The sequence below is a fragment of the Photobacterium japonica genome (assembly GCF_050337005.1).
Lineage (GTDB): Bacteria > Pseudomonadota > Gammaproteobacteria > Enterobacterales > Vibrionaceae > Photobacterium > Photobacterium japonica.
The window spans coordinates 1-2,336 of record NZ_JAKJSN010000123.1 but is presented as its reverse complement, the minus strand read 5'-3'; the positions used below and the strand labels follow the sequence as shown (position 1 = coordinate 2,336).

Here is a 2,336-nt window from a genome sequence, read left to right as displayed (position 1 = left end):
CTATATGCCTCATCTAAGACTTCCTGCCAACCACTAATAAACTTCTCCATGGAAAAATCATTAATAGTCTCTAGTGCATTATCAGAATAATATTTACGTTTTGCTCCATCAGAGATCAATTCATCAAGAGCTACAGAATATTTCTCGTGATCTCGTAATCCAGAGTTAACTAAAACACCATTATATCCGTCTTTAACAATCTGATTAACGCCCTCACAGTCAGAAAAAGCGATGACAGGCAAACCGACAGACATAGCTTCACCGACAACTAATCCAAACCCTTCATAAGCAGATGGAAATGCAAAAATACTGCCCGTTGCCAATATCTCGCCAACATTTTCAATAGCATCATGAATAAAAACTTGATTAGAAAGGTCTAACTGTTTCACCAATGAACGAATTTCATCTTGCCCACCAAACCAATCTCCACCATATAGGTGCATTTCCCAATCAGGGTGCTTACGTGCAATTAACGCAAAAGAACGTACAAGAACATCTTGCTGCTTCTGATGAAGATCATAGCGAGCAACGTGAATAATTCTATTTTTTCCATCCGATGCTTTTTCAACTATGGCTCTTTGCGGAAGAGGCATAATAGGATTTGTAATAACACGAAGTTTTTCTTTATGAGGATACTGCTCTCCGAAACTGTTAAAAATAACATGATTTAGATCTGCTGTATTTCTTACCGCATTATAAAAATGGTAGTCATTAAAGAAATTTTTTGCGATTTCTTTATTTGAATTATGCTCTGATATGATAATTGGATATGGTAATCCAATAGATGCACGGGATACTTTATATAACTCACGTGTTGACCCCATGACAACAATAACATCAGGATCTATTTTTTGAATCATATCTCTCAATGACTCTTTATTTTTCTCCGTAAATGGACTGTAGCGACGAAAGTAAATATTTACATTCAACGGAAGTTGATATTGGTTTGTTGGATCTGGCACATCTTCCGTTAAAATTGAAAAATTATACGTCACATCTGAATATTCAATCAAATATGCTATTAGCTTTTCAATTCCACCTTTTCGCCAATGTTTTGTATAAATAAGAATATTCATTATCAGCCCTTATAGATTTTCAATTACACGCTGTGCATTTTTATTATCAAGCTCAAAGCCTAAAAACTTACGTTTGACATGGAAATATGATTCATCAAGTACAAATTCATCATTCAAAATTTGTAGTATTTTTTCCTTTAATAACGTGAAGTTTAATACGCAAAAATCATGTGGCATAAATTCCTCAGAGGAGTAATTAAATCCTCTATGGTTACGATACTTTTCAATATCTGGTGTATATAAAAGTACTGGTCGCTCAAGCGTCATATAGTCAAGATAAATACTAGAGTAATCCGTAATCAGCGCAGACGCCTCTCGAAGTAGCAAATTAACATCCGGAACATCATTGAAATAAATAACATTATCAGAGACAAAAGAAGCATAGTTATTACCACGCATCATGTTTGCATGTAACCTAACACCTAAGACTGCATTTTTTTCTTTGAGTAAAGCATCTAATATAGAAAACTCATCTGTTGAAAATATACATGGCTTCTCATTATTATAACGCCAAGTAGGCGTAAATAAGATTAATTTACGGCCATTTACACGTTCTTGGATATTCATGAGGTGCTGTTGATAGTCTAACGGTAAATTATGGCTATCCAAACCAATAAAATCATGACGAGGTAAACCACTCATAATAACATCTTCTGGCCTTTCTGGTAAAAAGCTTAGAGCCATCATTTTCTTATCATCTATTGAGTTTGCAATAACTTTAGAATACTTATGAGCTTCGACAGACCAAAACGGCTCAAGCTTTTTATCGACTGCTAATCCGATCTTTTTGATCGGAATACCATGCCATAATTGAATAATATGCCTCTTAGTTCCAACGACTAAGTGACGATACCCAAAAACAGCATGCATACCGTAACCAGTAAAAATATAACCAGAGGTTACCATTGCATGCATTGCTCTTAATGAATGTAATGGATAAAAATATGTGTTTGATTGAGCATCAAAATCTACTTCTGCATTACTATTTAGAATGACAACTTTTTTAATTTCAGGATCATTTTTCACCCTCTCATAAACGGCACGAGGGTTATCTAGCGTATGATTACTATAACGCCCCCAAGAAGTAAACAACCACTTATTTGGATCCTTTCTCATTACCTTATCAGTAAAGAAAAGTGTTCTTTCAGCGATGCCAAGATACAGCTTTCGATAAATTGGACTAAATTTAATATGCTTTACTAAATTTTGTATATCAAATCTCTTTGAATATCCAAGATTCCGTTGAAAGCGGCTGATAAT

General features: G+C 34.5%; 2 protein-coding genes. Both read right to left on the bottom strand.

Annotation, left to right across the window (positions count from 1 at the left end; translation table 11 throughout):
* The coding region (locus L4C36_RS23615) for a glycosyltransferase (RefSeq protein WP_428480206.1) at positions 1-1,076 on the bottom strand (1,076 nt) is incomplete at its 3' end.
* A gap of 9 nt (positions 1,077-1,085) precedes the next feature.
* Positions 1,086-2,336, bottom strand: a 1,251-nt coding sequence (locus tag L4C36_RS23610) for a CDP-glycerol glycerophosphotransferase family protein (RefSeq protein ID WP_428480205.1), incomplete at its 5' end; no start/stop codon positions are given.